Source organism: Nonomuraea sp. NPDC050478, assembly GCF_044458265.1.
GTDB lineage: Bacteria > Actinomycetota > Actinomycetes > Streptosporangiales > Streptosporangiaceae > Nonomuraea > Nonomuraea ferruginea.
In genome coordinates, this window is record NZ_JBITHT010000001.1 from 237,030 (window position 1) to 252,583 (window position 15,554).

Annotated in this window: 15 protein-coding genes; 8 read left to right on the plus strand and 7 right to left on the minus strand. The window is 72.9% G+C overall.

Features of this window, described 5'->3' with window-relative positions:
• Window positions 1-47 precede the first annotated feature (47 nt).
• Both ACIBF7_RS01175 and ACIBF7_RS01180 read right to left on the minus strand, forming a co-directional pair.
• Complete coding sequence (locus ACIBF7_RS01175) at window positions 48-1,187, minus strand: acyl-CoA dehydrogenase family protein (protein WP_397196076.1); 1,140 nt, start codon at window positions 1,185-1,187, stop codon at window positions 48-50.
• Entirely contained in the window at window positions 1,184-4,582 is a 3,399-nt protein-coding gene (locus ACIBF7_RS01180) for an indolepyruvate ferredoxin oxidoreductase family protein (RefSeq protein ID WP_397196077.1), read from the minus strand. The genes ACIBF7_RS01175 and ACIBF7_RS01180 overlap by 4 nt, the downstream gene beginning before the upstream one ends.
• A gap of 151 nt (window positions 4,583-4,733) precedes the next feature.
• Between ACIBF7_RS01180 and ACIBF7_RS01185 the strand changes: the two genes are divergently transcribed.
• The 6 genes from ACIBF7_RS01185 to ACIBF7_RS01210 all read left to right on the plus strand — a co-directional run bounded on the left by ACIBF7_RS01185 (window position 4,734) and on the right by ACIBF7_RS01210 (window position 9,223).
• Entirely contained in the window at window positions 4,734-5,192 is a 459-nt protein-coding gene (locus ACIBF7_RS01185; protein WP_148035372.1) for an Lrp/AsnC family transcriptional regulator, read from the plus strand.
• 63 nt (window positions 5,193-5,255) lie between these two features.
• Entirely contained in the window at window positions 5,256-7,034 is a 1,779-nt protein-coding gene (locus ACIBF7_RS01190; protein WP_397196078.1) for a flavin-containing monooxygenase, read from the plus strand.
• A gap of 75 nt (window positions 7,035-7,109) precedes the next feature.
• Window positions 7,110-7,631 (plus strand): DUF5709 domain-containing protein, encoded by a 522-nt coding sequence (locus ACIBF7_RS01195; protein ID WP_364229471.1) that lies wholly within the window; start codon window positions 7,110-7,112, stop codon window positions 7,629-7,631.
• Between the two features lie 9 nt (window positions 7,632-7,640).
• Window positions 7,641-8,075 carry a hypothetical protein gene (locus ACIBF7_RS01200; RefSeq protein WP_271277359.1) on the plus strand — a complete coding sequence of 145 codons (435 nt, stop codon included), beginning with the start codon at window positions 7,641-7,643 and terminating at the stop codon, window positions 8,073-8,075.
• 26 nt (window positions 8,076-8,101) lie between these two features.
• Window positions 8,102-8,488 (plus strand): DUF2795 domain-containing protein, encoded by a 387-nt coding sequence (locus ACIBF7_RS01205; protein WP_219542946.1) that lies wholly within the window; start codon window positions 8,102-8,104, stop codon window positions 8,486-8,488.
• A gap of 15 nt (window positions 8,489-8,503) precedes the next feature.
• Window positions 8,504-9,223, plus strand: coding sequence for a YqjF family protein (locus ACIBF7_RS01210; protein WP_397196079.1), 720 nt, complete (start codon window positions 8,504-8,506; stop codon window positions 9,221-9,223).
• A gap of 1 nt (window position 9,224) precedes the next feature.
• Here ACIBF7_RS01210 and ACIBF7_RS01215 read toward each other — a convergent pair whose 3' ends face one another.
• The 4 genes from ACIBF7_RS01215 to ACIBF7_RS01230 all read right to left on the minus strand — a co-directional run bounded on the left by ACIBF7_RS01215 (window position 9,225) and on the right by ACIBF7_RS01230 (window position 12,837).
• Complete coding sequence (locus ACIBF7_RS01215; protein ID WP_219542944.1) at window positions 9,225-9,650, minus strand: hemerythrin domain-containing protein; 426 nt, start codon at window positions 9,648-9,650, stop codon at window positions 9,225-9,227.
• Window positions 9,651-9,702: 52 nt separating this feature from the next.
• A complete protein-coding gene (locus tag ACIBF7_RS01220; protein WP_397196080.1) occupies window positions 9,703-10,887 on the minus strand; it encodes a globin domain-containing protein in 1,185 nt (394 codons plus the stop codon).
• 62 nt (window positions 10,888-10,949) lie between these two features.
• Window positions 10,950-11,393: an Rrf2 family transcriptional regulator gene (locus ACIBF7_RS01225; RefSeq protein ID WP_219542942.1), complete on the minus strand. Its 444-nt coding sequence runs from the start codon at window positions 11,391-11,393 to the stop codon at window positions 10,950-10,952.
• Between the two features lie 10 nt (window positions 11,394-11,403).
• Window positions 11,404-12,837, minus strand: a complete 1,434-nt coding sequence (locus ACIBF7_RS01230; protein WP_364229466.1) for a nitronate monooxygenase — start codon at window positions 12,835-12,837, stop codon at window positions 11,404-11,406.
• A 141-nt stretch (window positions 12,838-12,978) separates the two neighbouring features.
• Between ACIBF7_RS01230 and ACIBF7_RS01235 the strand changes: the two genes are divergently transcribed.
• On the plus strand, window positions 12,979-13,332 hold the full coding sequence (locus tag ACIBF7_RS01235; protein ID WP_148035382.1) for a hypothetical protein: 354 nt from the start codon (window positions 12,979-12,981) through the stop codon (window positions 13,330-13,332).
• Here the strand turns inward: ACIBF7_RS01235 and ACIBF7_RS01240 are convergent.
• Window positions 13,329-14,999, minus strand: coding sequence for a serine/threonine protein kinase (locus ACIBF7_RS01240; RefSeq protein WP_397196081.1), 1,671 nt, complete (start codon window positions 14,997-14,999; stop codon window positions 13,329-13,331). The two genes, ACIBF7_RS01235 and ACIBF7_RS01240, sit on opposite strands and share 4 nt — an antisense overlap.
• Before the next feature lie 173 nt (window positions 15,000-15,172).
• On the opposite strand from ACIBF7_RS01240, the gene ACIBF7_RS01245 reads away from it, so the two are divergent.
• The coding region (locus ACIBF7_RS01245) for a carbohydrate-binding protein (protein WP_397196082.1) at window positions 15,173-15,554 on the plus strand (382 nt) is incomplete at its 3' end.

Genomic DNA, 15,554 nt, shown 5'->3' on the forward strand with positions numbered 1-15,554 from the left:
AAATGTGGCTCCGACACCCAGCAGGCAGGGTTTCCCCGTGTCGGGCACTACTTGGCCAAGTGCCGGCTGATCACCAACCGCTGGATCTGGTTGGTCCCCTCGAAGATTTGCATGATCTTCGCCTCGCGCATGTACCGCTCCACCCGGAACTCCCGTGTGTACCCGTACCCCCCGAACACCTGCACCGCGTCCGTGGTCACCTTCATCGCCGCGTCCGTGGCCACCAGCTTCGCCACCGAAGCCTGCCGCGAGTACGCCAGCCCCGCGTCCCGGCGTCGCGCCGCGTCCAGGTAGGTGGCCCGAGCCGAGTCCACCGCCGCCGCCATGTCCGCCAGCAGGAACCCCAGCCCTTGGTGGTCGATGATGCGCTTGCCGAACGTCTGCCGCTCCTTGGCGTACGTCACCGCCTCGTCCAGAGCCGCCTGGGCCAGGCCGACGGCGCAGGCGGCGATGCCGAGGCGGCCGGAGTCGAGGGCGCTGAACGCGATCTGCAGACCCTCGCCCTCCGCGCCCAGGAGCCGGGAGGAGTCCAGCAGGACGCCGTCGTAGTGGGCGGTGGTGGTGGGGACGGCGTGCAGGCCCATCTTCTCCTCCGGACGCCCGAAGGTCAGCCCGTCGGCTGTGCCCGGAGCCAGGAAGCAGGAGATGCCGCGGCTCCCAGAGCCGGTGCGGGCGAACAGGGCGTAGAAGTCGGCGATGCCGCCGTGGGTGATCCACGCCTTGTTGCCGGTGATCCGGTAGCCGTCGTCGGTCTTGACGGCCTGGCAGGTGAGGGCGGCGGCGTCGGAGCCGGCCTGGGGTTCGGAGAGGCTGTAGCCGCCGATGAGCCGGCCGGCCAGCATGTCGGGCAGCCAGCGCGACTTCTGCTCGTCAGTGCCGTAGGTGAAGACCGGGAAGCAGGCGAGGGTGTGGACGCTCACGGCGACGGCGACCGACGCCCAGCGGGCCGCCAGTTCCTCGATCACCTGGAGGTACACCTCGTACGGCTGGCCGCCGCCGCCGTACTCCTCCGGGTACGCGAGCCCGAGCAGCCCCGCCTCGCCCAGCAGCGGGAACAGACCCGAAGGGTAGGTCTCTTCGCGTTCGTGCCGGTCGGCCCGGCGGGCGAGCTCCTTGTCGGCGATCTCGCGGGTCAGCTCGATGAGGTCCCGGGCGTCCTGGCTGGGGAGCAGGCGGTCGACGGTCATGATCTCTCCCGAGCGGTGGTCCGGAGCCGGTCGTCCTGAGTGAGGGCCGCGAGGGCCGCGGCGGCGCGCTCGCGGTATTCGGCGACGCGGGCCAGCTTGATGTCCTCGTATCCGCGGATGCCCTCAGGCAGCGCCGCCAGCTCGGCCACCGCGTCGGCGGTCGAGGGGGTGAGGCGGGCGAGGGCGTCGTTCATGAGATCACGGTATTCCCCCACGAGCCCGCGCTCGACCCGGCGTACCTCGGCGCGGCCGAACACATCGAGCACGGTGCCGCGCAGCACGCGGGCGGCGCGCAGGCCGCGGAAGAGCACCCCGGCCGAGCGGCGCAGCTTGATCTTGCGCTTCATGCCGAGCGCGCGGAACACGGGCGGGTGCAGCAGCACGGACACCTTGGCGTCGGGCCCGAACTCGCGGTCCCGCCGTGCCCGCTCGGCAGGGTCGAGGTGCAGGCGGGCGACCTCGTACTCGTCCTTGTAGGCCATGAGGTGGTGCAGGCTCCTGGCGTAGGCGAGCGCGACGCGGGTGCCGGCCTCCTGGCCGGCCCGTTCGACGGCGAGCGCGGTGACGCGCCGCACGTCCTCCGCGTACGTGCGAGCGTACGTGGCGTTCTGGTAGCCGGTGAGGTCGGCGACGCGGATGGCGAGCGCCTCCTCCAGGCCGGTGGGCTCCGGGACGACGAGCCCGGCGGCCTTGAGCACGGCGTCGCGGTCGTGAGCCAGGGCGCGGCCCCAGCGGAAGGCGGCCACGTTCTTGTCCACGGCGGCACCGTTGAGCGCGATGGCGCGCTCGAGAGCGGTGGCGGAGACGGGCAGGCAGCCGTGCTGGTAGGCGGCGCCGACCAGGAGCATGTTGGCCGGCATGTGGTCGTCGAAGAGCGCCTCGGCGAGCCCGTGCGCGTCCACGTAGAGGCCCGAGCGGGTGGCGGACTCGATGCGGGCCAGCGCGTCGGCGGGCGAGCCGGGCACGGCGGCGCGGCCGGTCACCATGGCGGCGGTGGGCACGACCGAGGTGTCGACGACGGCGATGGTCCGGTCCGGGGCGGCGACGGAGAGGTTGCCGTCGGCGGCGGCGCCGAGCAGGTCGAAGCCGATGAGCACGTCGGCGGCGCCGCGGGTGGCCCGCACCGAGCCGGTGAGCGGCCGGGCGGAGATGCGGACGTCGCTGACGACCGGGCCGCCCTTCTGCGCGAGCCCGGTCTGCTCCAGCCCGGCGGCGTGCAGGCCGTCGAGGTGGGCGGCCATCTGCAGGATCTGGGAGACGGTGACGACGCCGGTGCCGCCGATGCCGGGCATCCTGATGAGCACGGTGTCGCCGACCTTGCGGTCCGGTTCGCCGGGTTCGACGGGCAGGTCCGGCACCTGGTGCGCGCTTCTGGTGCCCGGCTCGACCAGCAGGAACGACGGGCAGTCGCCCTTGAGGCAGCTCAGGTCGGTGTTGCAGGACGGCTGGTGGATGCGGGTCTTGCGGCCGAACTCGGTCTGCACCGGCTGCACCGACAGGCAGGTGGAGACGTCGCCGCAGTCGCCGCAGCCTTCGCAGACGCGCTCGTTCACCACGACCTTGGCGGCCGGGACGGGCAGCTTGCCGCGCTTGCGCAGCCGCCGCTCCTCGGCGGCGCACCGGTCGTCGTGGATGAGCACGGTGACGCCGTCGACCGCGGCCAGCTCCTTCTCGGCCTGCTGGAGCTCGTCGCGGTGGCGGACGCGGGCGATGCCGGGCAGCCGGACGCCCCGGTACGTCTCCGGCTCAGGGGTGGTGACGACGATCTCCCGTACGCCTTCGAGCGCCAGCTCGTGGGCGAGGGCGGGCACGTCCAGGCGGCCCTCGGCGCGCTGGCCTCCCGTCATGGCGACGGCGTCGTTGTAGAGGAGCTTGTACGTCATCGTCACGCCGGCGGCGACGGCGGCGCGGACGGCGAGGGAGCCGGAGTGGTGGAAGGTGCCGTCGCCGAGGTTCTGCACGAAGTGGCGGTCGCCGGTGAACGGGGCGAGCCCGATCCACTGGGCGCCCTCGCCGCCCATCTGGGTGAGCCCGACCTGGGTGCCGCGCCCGTCGCCGTCCAGCGCGATCATGGCGTGGCAGCCGATGCCGACGCCGACGAGCGTGTCGTCGGAGGTGCGGGTGGAGGTGTTGTGCGGGCAGCCCGAGCAGAAGTACGGGGTGCGGGCGGCGACCAGCGGCAGCATGCGGCGCGCGGGCCTGGGCGCGGCCGGTTTCCTGGGGAGCCGGTCCGGGCCGACGCAGCGGGCGACGGCTTCGGCCACCTCGTCGGCGCCGAGCGTGCCGCGGGCGGTGAGCAGGTCGCGGCCGTGCACGGCCGGGGTGTGCTCGCCGCCGTAGAGCGCCTGCTTGAGCTGCCCTTCCAGGAACGGCACCTTGTCCTCGACGACGAGCACCCGCTCCAGCCCGGCGGTCTGGGCGGCCAGCGCGGCATGGTCGAGCGGGAACGGCATGCCGATCTTGATCAGCCGGATCCCGAGGTCCGTCATGGCGCTCTCGTCGAGGCCGAGGTCGGCCAGCGCGCGCCGGACCACGGCGAAGCCGGTGCCGGAGGCGAGGATGCCCAGTTTGGCGTGCGGGGCGTCGAACACGACGCGGTTCAGCCCGTGCGCGTGGCCGTAGGCGCGGGCCACGTCGAGGCGGCGGGTGAGCATGTCGTGCTCGGCGTCCAGCGAGGCCGGGCCGACCAGCACCGGCGGCTTGCGCGGGCCGGGCCGCCCGGGCTCCGGGACGCCGTGGTGGCCGCCGATCTCGACGGTGGCGGCGGCGTCCGCGACGTCGGCGACGATCTTCAGGCCGGTCCACAGGCCGCTGGCGCGGGACAGCGCCACCGCGTGCAGCCCGTACTCGATGATCTCGGCGACCGAGCCGGGCGCGAGCAGCGGCATCGACAGGCTCTGGCACATCGGCTCGCACGAGCTGGGCACGGTGGAGGACTTGCTGCCGGGGTCGTCGCCGATCCAGGCCACGGCCCCGCCGAGCGGCGCGGTGCCGGCCAGGTTGCCGTGGCGGATGGCGTCGGCGGCCCGGTCCAGGCCGGGGTTCTTGCCGTACCAGAAGCCGGTGACCCCCTCGTGGCGGCGGCCGGGCAGCGCGTCGAGGAGCTGGGTGCCGGCCACGGCGGTGGCGGCCAGCTCCTCGTTCAGTCCGGGCCTGAACACCACGCCGGCGGGCTCTAGGAAGCGCGCCGCCCGCCCCATCTCCAGGTCGACGCCGCCCAGCGGGGAGCCCTGGTAGCCGGAGACGAAGACCCGGGTGTCCAGGCCGCGCTCGCGGTCGAGCCTGCGCTGCTCCAGGGTCAGCCGGACCAGGGCCTGGATGCCGGAGATCAGCACCCGGCCGCTCTCGGCCGCGTACTTGTCGTCGATCGACACCTCAGCGGGAGTCACGCTCACGCGAACCTCCTTCGTGCGGGGGAACCCCCAGCACAGCAACGAGGCCCATGGACGCGCAAGAGTCAAGCGGGGAGGGTGTTGAAAGACGCAAAAAGTTTGAGACTGTTGGGGGATTCGGCTGCTTTCTTTGCGCCGGTGAGGAGGCTTTCCCATGTCAGACGTCGACGAGATCGACCACCGGCTGCTGCGCCTGCTCCGGGAGGACGGCCGCCGCACGTTCTCGGAGATGGCCGAGCGGATCGGCCTGTCGGTGGCGGCGGTCAAGCGGCGCGTCGACCGGCTCAGGGAGCTCGGGGTGATCACCGGCTTCACCGTCCAGATCGACTATGCGAAGCTGGGGTGGGGCATCGAGGCGTTCACCGAGCTGAGCTATCCGGGCACGACCCCGGTCGCCGAGATCGTCCGCACCGCGGCGACCGTGCCGGAGGTGCAGGAGGTGTTCACGATCGCCGGCGACCCCGACGCGCTCATCCACGTCCGGGTGCGCGACCTGGGCCACCTGCAGCAGGTCGTCGACCGGCTGCGCAGGGCGGGCGACGTGACGGGCACCAAGACATTGCTGGTGCTGGGTTCCTGGACGCGCGACACGCTGACGCCGCGGACGTCCTGAAGGGCTCTTGTCGGCATTATTTCGGAATGCCATTCTGGAATCCCGTCCTTCGGAGCGCGCATCGTGGACAAAGAGGCCATTCGCCTGAAATATCGGGAAGAGCGCGACAAGCGGTTGCGTCCCGACGGCAACGACCAGTACGTCCGGCTCACCGGCCGGTTCTCCCGCTACCTCGACGACCCGTACACGCCGAGGACCGAGCGGGAGCCGAAGACCGACGACGTGACGGTCGCGTTCATCGGCGGCGGCTTCGCCGGCCTGCTCACCGGGGCCCGGCTCAAGGAGGCCGGCGTCGAGGACGTGCGCATCGTCGAGAAGGGCGGCGACTTCGGCGGCACGTGGTACTGGAACCGCTACCCGGGCGCGCAGTGCGACACCGCCTCGTACGTGTACATGCCGCTGCTCGAAGAGACCGGCCACATGCCCACGGAGAAGTACGCGCACGCGCCGGAGATCCTCGAACACTGCCGGCGCATCGGCAAGCACTTCGGCCTGTACGACGACGCGCTGTTCCACACCGAGGTCACCGGCCTCGAATGGGACGGGTCCCGGTCCCGCTGGATCGTCACGACTGACCGGGGCGACGCGTTCACGGCGCGCTTCCTGGCCATGGGCATCGGGCCGCTGCACGTGCCTAAGCTGCCTGGCATCCCCGGCATCGAGGACTTCCGCGGCCATTCCTTCCACACCAGCCGGTGGGACTACGACTACACCGGCGGCGACCCGTCCGGCGCGCCCCTGGACCGGCTCGGCGACAAGCGGGTGGGCGTCATCGGCACCGGGGCCACGGCCGTGCAGTGCGTGCCCCACCTGGCGCGGGCCTGCGGCGAGCTCCACGTGTTCCAGCGCACGCCGTCGTCGGTGGACGTGCGCGACAACCGGCCGACCGACCCCGAGTGGTTCGCCTCGATCGCCACCCCCGGCTGGCAGCGGCGCTGGCTGGAGAACTTCACCGCCATGCAGACCGGCGTGCTCGCCGACGAGGACCTGGTGATGGACGGCTGGACCGACATCGCGCGCAGGGTCCGCACCAGGATCGCTGAGCTGCCGCCGGAGGAGCGGACCCTGGAGCGGATGCTGGCCGCGTTCGAGGACTCCGACTTCGAGAAGATGGCGGAGATCAGGGACCGCGTGGACGCCGTGGTCGAGGATCCGGAGACGGCCCGCGCGCTGAAGGCGTGGTACCGCCAGCTCTGCAAGCGCCCCTGCTTCCACGACGAGTATCTGCAGGCGTTCAACCGGCCGAACACCCACCTGGTCGACACCGACGGCAAGGGCGTGGAGCGGATCACCGCGAAGGGCGTCGTGGCCGCGGGCCGGGAGTACGATCTCGACTGCCTGATCTACGCCTCCGGGTTCGAGGTGGGCACCGAGTTCACCCGGCGGGCCGGCTACGACCTGGTCGGGCGCGGCGGGGTCAGGCTGTCGGAGCGCTGGGCCGACGGCATGCGCACGCTGCACGGCATCCACGTGCACGGCTTCCCCAACGTCTTCATCGTGCAGCCCACCCAGGGCGCCAACCTCGTCTCCAACATCCCGCACAACCTCACCGAATCCGGCAGGACCATCGCGGCGATCGTCCGGCACGCACTCGACCACGGTCACCGCGAGGTCGAGGTGACCGCCGAGGCCGAGGACGCCTGGGTGGAGCTGCTGCTGACGGGGACGGGCGGGCTGCTCGGCGGGGCCGACTGCACTCCCGGCTACTACAACAACGAGGGTCAGGACGCCGGGATGCTCGGCCGCCTCTTCGTCGGCTACCCGCACGGCGCGACCGCGTTCTTCGACTACATCGACCGGTGGCGCGCGTCCGGCACGTTCGAGGGACTCGCCTTCCGCTGAGGTCGCGTCTCCTGTGAGGTTCCGGCCGTCCGGGGTAGCGGGCGATGGACGGCCTGAAAACCTGGAGGGGACGCTGTGACTGAGCACATACCTGAACACGATCCGCGCTCGCGGTTCGAGGACGAGGGGATCCCGGATCTTCAGGACGGCACGCCGGAGCAGCAGTGGGCCGAGGACCCGCAGGAGGCTCCGCTCCCGGCGGACCATCCCACCGCCGTCGACGACTTCGGCACCACCGTCGACGAGCAGATCCGGGGCGAGCCCTTGGAGGGCCGGCTGGAGCGCGAGGTGCCGGAGGAGGAGGCGTCGTTCGGCACGGACACGCCGGTGACCGTGCAGCGGGCCCCGTCCCCCGACCCCGACGAGCAACCGCTCACCGACGAAGGCGGACTGGGCGTCGGTTCCGACCTCGACACCGACTTCCAGCAGGACAGCGGGGTGGACGAGGGGGACTACCCGGACCGCGCCGGCCGCCTGGTGGCCGCCGACGAGGGCGCGCACCCCGACACCGAACCGGACGAGGTGGCCCGCGACGTCGGCCCGGACGCCGGCGGTTACTCCGCCGAGGAGTCCGCCATGCGGGTCGAGCCGGAATAGGGAGACCACATGACCAGAAAAGAAAGGGACAAGGGCGGTTACTCCGAGGAGGCCGGCTACATGGCCGGTCGCGACGACGAGTACGCCGTCACGGCAGGCTCCGACGAGAAGGCCGTGGCCGCCCGCACCGACGAGATCGAGGGCCACGAGGAGGTCGTCGCCGGTCCCAGCCCGCACCCGATGCCGCCCGGCGCGCGTGGCGACCAGGGCCACGGCGGCGATCCGGGCTTCCGCGTGCGAGGTCCGGTGGACGAGGCCAGGGAGGGCGAGGTCGAGGACGACGGCGAGAACCTCGCCGAGCGCGTGCCGGCCGGCGGCCACCTGAGCGGCGACACCGAATGGGTCGACTCCGACCTCGCCGAGGACCCGGACGCCGGCTCCGGCCGCACCGACGCGGATGACGGCGACTACCTGCCGGGCGAGGGCACCGGCCGGCCTTACTGACACGTACCGAACGAGGGAACGGTGGCATGGAGCAGCAGCGAGGCAGCGACAAGCACAGCCCCCGCATGGACGAGGAGCAGAAGCACGACAGCCGGTCGGAGGAGCACCAGCGGCCCGAGCCGACGGGCGACGCGCCGGGCGAGGAGAGGCTCTCCGCGCCCCGCGCGCAGGAGCCCGGCTCTCCGGAGGGCATGACCGCCGAGGAGGTGGACAGCCGCAGCAACCTGGCCCGCTGGGTCAGCGGCGTGCACGCCTTCCCGGCGGACAAGAAGGAGCTGGTGGAGCGGGCCCAGGAGCAGTTCGCGCCGGACGCGGTGCTGTCCGCGCTGCGGTCGCTGCCGGACCGCAGCTACGAGAACATGAACGAGGTGGCCGAGCAGCTCGGCATCGCCGGGCGGGGCCAGTTCGACTGACGGCAGGGACCGACCATGAAGGCTCCGCCCTCGCCCCGCGTCGCGCGTCCGGTGCTGTACCACCGCTGGTCCAGCATGACCTTCCTGCACTGGCGCTACCCGGCGGAGACGGTCCGGCCGCTGGTGCCCGGCCATCTCACGGTCGAGACGTTCGACGGCTGCGCCTGGGTGGGGATGACGCCGTTCCTCATGGAGGACGTGCGGGCGCCGGGTCTGCCCAGGCTGCCGTGGGTGTCGCGGTTCCCGGAGACCAACCTGCGCACCTACGTGCGTGACGAGCACGGGCGCGGCGGGATCTGGTTCCTGTCGCTCGACGCCGGGCGGCTGCCCGCCGTGCTGGGCGGCCGGGCCGGCTACTGGCTGCCGTACCACTGGTCTGACATGTCGGTACGGGTCGACGCCGGTCGATGGCGTTACCGGTGCCGCAGGATCTGGCCGGGGCCGCGGGGCGCCCGCTGCCACGCCGAGTCCAAGGTCGGCCTGGTGCTGTCGGAGCGCGAGCGGGACGAGACGGCGCACTTCCTGACGGCCAGGTTCAGGCTGTTCTCGCAGGTCGCGGGCCGGCCCGTCACCGCCGAGGTGGAGCACCCGCCCTGGCCGCTGCACCGCGCGGCGCTGCTGGACCTGGACGAGACGCTGCGGCGCGCGGCGGGCCTGCCCGACACCGATGACGAGCCCCTCGTGCACGCCTCCCCCGGCGTGCCGGTCCGCATCGGCATGTGGAAGCCGCTCTGAGTCAGGCCGTGATCCGGTCCCAGGCCGGGATCGGCAGGACGATCACGGAGGCGGGGAACAGGCCGTGCTCCTCCTTGTCGATGTGCTCGTGCAGCCGCTTCACCGCGCCGAGCACCCGGTCCCAGTCGGGGTCCGCCCGATCGACGGCGGCGAGCACGCCGTGGATCTCCGCGTGCTCCCCGCACAGCCGGTCGACCTCCCCGGCCAGGGTGCCCTCCTCGCGCAGCTCGGCGAACAGGCCCCGCTCCTCCTCCGCGGTGTGCGGCAGGAGCAGGGCGAGCAGGTCGTCGAGCAGGTCGCGCGCCTCGGCGTAGGCGGCCCGGTCGACGGCCATGCGCAGCGTGCGGGCGACCTCCCCGATCTCCACGTGCTCCGCAGAGAGCCGTCCGATCAGCGGGAAGTCGCGGCATCCGCAGTAGTTGCACATGCCCCCAGTCTCACCGCCGGGCGCCGGGCCGGGCAGGGACCTTGGTCCCTGGTCAGGCGGCCGGAAGCCACAGGTCGGGGCCGAAGACCTCGTAGTGGAGGTCACGCGGCGCCACCCCGGCGCCGATCAGCCGCTCCCGCGCGTCCCGCATGAACTCGAGCGGGCCGCACAGATAGGCGACCGCGTTCTCCGGGACGTCCACCCCGGTCAGGTCGATCCGGCCGGCCCGGCCGCCGGGGCCGTGCTCGTACCAGAAGACCCGGTCGGCGCCGGGCAGCGCGTCCGCCAGCTCCTCCATGTCGCGGCGGAGCGCGTGGTGCGCGGCGGAGCGGTCGGCGTGCAGCAGCAGGACGCGGCGCCGGTCGGCGGTGAGCGCCAGGTGCTGGAGCATCGCGGTGATGGGGGTGCAGCCGATCCCGGCGGAGGCGAGCACCAGCGGCCGGTCGCCGTCGCCGAGCGCGACGTCGCCGAACGGCGCCGACAGGGTCAGCTCGTCGCCGGGCCTGGCGGTGGCGTGCAGCAGGTTCGACACCTCGCCGTCGGGTGCGCCCTCGCCGCGCACCCGCTTGACGGTGATGCGGCGCTGCCCGCCCTCGCCGAAGCCGGAGATCGTGTACTGCCGGAGCTGCCGGACCCCGTCGGGCATGCGCACCCGGACGCTGACGTACTGCCCCGGCAGGGCCGGCTGGACGGGCTCCTCACCCACGGGAGCCAGCACGAGCGACATGACGTCGGCCGTCTCCTCCCGCCGGTCGGCGACCCGCCAGGGGCGCCAGGTGCGGCCGTCGCGCGCGCCGGCCTCGGCGTAGATGCGGGCCTCCATGGCGATCAGCGCCCCGGCCATCAGCCAGTAGACCTCGTCCCAGGCGGCGGCGACCCCGGGCGTGACGGCGTCGCCGAGCACCTCGGCGATGGCGCCGAAGAGGTACTTGTGGACGATCACGTACTGGTCCTCGGTGATGCCGACCGCGGCGTGCTTGTGCGCGATGCGGGCCAGCAGGGCGTCGGGGCGCTCGTCCGGGTTCGCCAGGAGCGCGGCGGCGAAGCCGGCGATGGACCCGGCGAGCGCCCTGCGCTGTTCGCCGCTGCGCTGGTTGCCCCGGTTGAACAGGCCGTCGAGCAGTTCGGGACGGTCGGCGAACATCGTCTCGTAGAACCTGGTGGTGATCGTGTCCAGCGCCTCGCCGACGACGGGCAGCGTGGCGCGGACGACGGCCGCGCTCTCCGCGGAAAGCATGGGGGAACCTCCCAGATAATTGGAATCTGAGATGCATATTAAGTGGGCGGTCCCCCGGTCCCTCATTCGGGCGGGGCGGTCAGCGACAGCAGCACCGGCCCGGCGGGCGCCGCCACCAGCGAGGCGATCGTGATCTCGTCGAGCGAGGCGTAGAAGGCCTCCTGCGCCTCGCGGAGCGCGGCCCGCAGCCGGCAGGCGGCGCGCAGCGGGCACGGCATCAGCGCGTCCTCGCAGCCCACCACCTCGCCGTCGCCCTCCAGGCCGCGCACGACGGACCCCACCGACGCGCCGCGCCCCAGCTCCGTGAGCTGCAGCCCGCCGCCGCGCCCGCGCCTGGCCTCCACCAGCCCCATCTCGCTCAGCCGCGCCACCGCCTTGGCGGCATGCGTGTACGGGACGGCGAGCACGTCGGAGATGGCCCGCGTCGTCATCAGCTCGTCGCCCCGCTCCACGGCCAGGCGCATCACGATCCGCAGCGAGATGTCGGTGAAAGCGGTCAGGCGCATGGCCCACAGGTTAGGCCGTCCCCACCCGCGCTCCCGTCAGGATCCGGTCGATCACGTCGGCCGCCGAGTGGTCCCGCGGCAGCTCGGCCAGGAAGCCGGTGTCCTGGCCCAGCGTGAGCAGGGGCGGCTCGGCGTAGCCGTCGGGACGGTGCTGGCCGAGCCCGATGGCCGCGAGCAGCCCGTTGCACAGGCACCGCCGCTCCTCGGCCTCCTCCGCCGGGCGGCCCTTGCGCACGTAGACGTCGACCGGCTCGGCCGCGCACCGGTAGCCGATCGCGCCGTCCGCCTTCTCGTACGGGGTGCGCAGGTAACCGAGATCGCACAGGCGCGGGCGATCGGCGTAGACCACCGGGTCGGCGAGCGTGCCGGGCACGTCGGCGACCTTGAAGGGGAAGCCGGTCGGCGAGGCCAGCGGGTCGTTGCGCACCCGGAGCGTGCCGTCGGCGGCGCCCCGCAGCAGGCGGTCCCGCAGCGCCGGGTCCAGGCCCGACTCCCGGCAGAGCGCGAAGGCCGAGCCCACCTGGATGCCGTTCGCGCCCGCGGCCAGCGCCCCGGCCAGGCCGTCGGCGGTGCCGTAGCCTCCGGCGAGCCAGAACGGCAGCCCGATCGCGGCCACCTTGGCGACGTCCACCTCGTCGCGCGGCCCGTACACCGGCTCGCCCGCCTCGTCGAGCGTCATCCGGCCGCGCGGCGGCGCGCTGTGGCCGCCCGCCACCGGCGACTCCAGCACGAACCCGTCGGGCCTGGTGCGCGGCGTACGGGCCAGGTAGGCGGCCAGCACGTGCGAGGACACGATCGCGAGCAGCCGGGGCCGCGGCAGCGGCGGGAGCGTCCGCCCGAACAGCCGGTTCGGCTCGACCGCGACCGGCCGCCGGTCGCCGTCCGCCACGGTGACGGCCACCTCGCCCCGGCGGTGCGCGGCCAGCTCGTCCAGCAGGTGCGGGATCTCCGCCGGGATGCCGGCGCCGACCAGCACGTAGTCGACCCCGGCCAGCATCGCGCCGTAGACGGCGGCGGGCGTGGCCATCTGGATCTTCTCCAGGTAGTTGACGCCGACCAGTCCGTCGTGCCCCTCCTTGGCCAGGTACACCTCGGCGAAGTTGGCCACCACGGTCAGCTCGTCCAGCGCGCGGCTCTGCCGCAGGCCCAGCCGGGGCACGGGCCGGTACGGCGTGCCCTCGGGGATGCCGCCCGGCACGAAGTAGCGCCGCAGCACCCGCGCGGCCACCTCGGGCACCGGGAAGGCGGCCAGCGCCCGGCGCAGGTCTCCGCCGGGATCGCCCCGCTGCAGCCGCCGGGCCAGGGTGAGGTCCAGGGCCGTCCCCGACACCACGCCCAGCTGCCCGGCGCGGGACACCGCCCGCGCCAGCCGCCATCCTGACACTCCCACGCCCATGCCGCCCTGGATCAGGACGGGCGGGGCGTCGTGCACACTCCTGCCCATGGTGGCCAGTGCAGCACGCGGGCCGGGTGGTGCTGTAGGGGCCAAAGTCCTTCCCGCCGGTGACCCCCGCCCCTACCGAGGGACCGCCACCGGCCGATGTCATGCTGGCAGGCCCTCGCACCGTTGGAGGAGTGACCGCTCGTGACCGCACGCATCAAGGCCGGGCTCCCGCCGCCCTACGACGGGATGTACACGGCCTACGCCACCGCCCTGGCCGGCGCCCGGCTCGCCGAATCCAGCAAGTCCCGCTACCTCACCCGGGTGCGCGCCTTCCTGACCTGGACCGCGGACGCCTCCGCCCGCGGCGTGCTGGGCCACGACCCGCTCGGCGACATGTCCGCCGCCATCCGCGCCGCCCACGGCTACCACCGCCATCTCAGGGACGGCGGGTACGCGCCCGCGACGATCGACGGCGTGCTGGCGGCGGTCGACGACTTCTACGGCCGTCACGGCATCGGCGCCACGGGCGCCCGCCGCGAACGCTCCCGCGCCTAGTCCGGGAAGTCGAGGACCAGGTACTCGTACTCGGCCGGGCCGGTCAGGTCGAACCGCTTGTCGCCGTCACGGTCGATGAAGATCGACAGGTGGAGGTCGCCCTTCCACTCGCCCACCGGGGTCGTGGCGTCCCCCTTCTGGATGGTCGAGAACAGGACCTTGTCCGTGGTGTCCGAGTGCTCGGCGAGCCGGTCGCCGATCAGGTAGTTGTGGGCCTCCTCGTTCAGGTAGAGCGTGCCCGACCCGTGCTCGTAGTCGGCGATGCCGGTGCCGGGGCTGTAGCAGGTGTGGCCCTCGACCTTGGTGTCCCGCTCGATGCGGAAGACCGAGTCGTCGGTCCAGGCGCAGATCTGGGCGGCGGTGTCCTTCGGGAGCTTCGGCAGGCGCAGCTCGAACGGCTCCGCCTTCATGGAGACGGTGCTGATCTCCTTGTCCTCGTCGGTGAACGCCATCGTGCTCGCCGCGCCGCCCTGCCACACCTCGATGCCCAGGCGGGGCGAGCGGGCGATCTGGTTCTCGACCGGTGAGGGGCTGCCGGAGGCCGCCGACCCGCCGGGGCTCGGGGTGGGGGTGGGGGTCGCCGGGCGGTCCAGGTTGAGCACGAGCGTCACGGCCACGGTGGCCACCGTTACGGCCGCGGCGACGAGCGACGCGCCGATGGCCATCCCGGCGCGCCTGCGGCCGGGCTCGGTGGTGGGCGACCCGGTCGGCCCGGACCCCCACGGGGTGTTCACGTACCCGGGCGGGGGCGTGGAACCGGGCGGGGGCGTGGAACCAGGCGGGGGTAGCGGCACCGGCGGACCGCTCGGCGGCGGGAGGGATCCCGGCCTGGCCGTCGGGAAGGCTTCCTGGCGCTTGTCCATCAGGCCGAGCAGCGTCTGCTGGGCCGTCGGCCGCCGGGCCGGGTCCTTGACCAGGCAGGCGGCCACGTACTCGCGCAGCCGTCCCGACAGCCGGCCCAGGTCGGGCTCGCCGTTGAGAATCCGGTTGATCACGGCGGGCATCGGCTCCTGCCCGAACGGCGGGCGCCCGTTGGCCGCGAACGCGATCGTGCACGCCCAGGCGAACATGTCGAGCGGCGCCCCCGCCGGATGCCCCGCCAGCTGCTCGGGCGACATGTACGCGGGAGTGCCGACGATCCCGCTGGCCGGAGCGGCGGTGCCCTCGAACGGCCGGGCGATGCCGAAGTCGATCACCCGTGGGCCGTCGGCGGCCAGCAGCACGTTGCCGGGCTTGAAGTCGCGGTGCACGATGCCCGCCGCGTGGATGGCGCCCAGGGCCGTCGCGGTGGCCACGGCCAGCCGGTCCAGGTCGGTGCCGGTCAGCACGCCGCGGTCGCGCACGGCCTCATGGAGGGACGGGCCTTCCACGTACTCGCTGATCACGTACGGCGGGTCGGACTCGGGGTCGGCGGCGAGCACCCGCGCGGTGCAGAACGGCGCGACCCGCTGGAGCGCGGCCAGCTCGCGGTGGAAGTAGCGCCGGGCGTCGGTGTCGTTGCCGAAGTCGGCATGCAGGAGCTTGACCGCCACCTGCTGCCCGGAGTCCGACTCGCCGAGGAACACCACCCCTTGCCCGCCCTCGCCGAGGCGCCCCCGCAGCGCGTAGCCGGCGATCTGGGTGGGGTCGTTGGCGCGGAGGGGACGGATGCCGCTGATCGAAGGCATGCCGTCGATTGTGCCGGACGAGGCGATCGTCCGGCTTGCAGGCTGCTTGACGACGGCCTCCGGCAGAGGTTATCTTCGGAACGAATATAAAGGAAACTTTACTAATAGTTTCCTGGACGCGCGACTCCCATCCCACCCCCCTGTTCACCCCTCCAACCGGATGTCGGAGCATCATGAAACACAGAGTCCTGGCCATCCTTGCCGCGTTACTCATGCCGCTCACCGTGCTGGTCGCCGTGCCGGCGACGGCCTCCGCCTCCTCCTCGGGCATGTCCGCGCTCGCCGAGTGGGCGCCGTGGACCTCGTACACGACAGGCACCCGGATCACCTATCAGGGCGTCGAGTACGAGTGCCGTCAGAGTCACACGTCGCAGCCCGGCTGGGAGCCGCCGAACGTGCCGGCGCTGTGGCTGCCGACCGGCGGCCAAGGCGGTGACACCCAGGCCCCGTCGGTGCCGGGCAACCTGCGCTCCACCGGCGTCACCAGCACCAGCGTCTCCCTCGCCTGGAACGCCTCCACCGACAACGTCGGCGTCACCGGCTACGAGGTCTACC